General features: G+C 33.3%; 1 protein-coding gene. It reads right to left on the bottom strand.

All coding sequences use genetic code 11. The features are described 5' to 3' along the window. Positions 1-216 (bottom strand): aminoglycoside 6-adenylyltransferase (locus FOT98_RS30180; protein ID WP_186292145.1); only part of this gene is annotated, 216 nt, incomplete at both ends.

The raw sequence follows: 216 nt of genomic DNA, 5'->3' as shown, positions 1-216 counted from the left end.
TTTATGGTTCTTGCCAACACTAAAATTAAATCCTTCTCTTATACCAACTTCCCATGACATCATTCGTAAGAGTTCAGGACGAAGAATTTGATTAAAATAGTCTAGCGCATAAAAAAGTTCTTTCCTATAAAAGCCTTTTGCTATATAAGCTGATACACACCAAAACTCATTACAGCAATCATCAAACTCTCGCTCAGATGGTTTTTTAATCCAATA

It is taken from the genome of Bacillus sp. HY001 (genome assembly GCF_007558965.1).
GTDB classification, from domain to species: Bacteria; Bacillota; Bacilli; order Bacillales; family Bacillaceae_G; genus Bacillus_A; species Bacillus_A mobilis.
The sequence above is the reverse complement of the archived record's forward strand: the minus strand, read 5'-3'. Positions and strand labels throughout refer to the sequence as shown.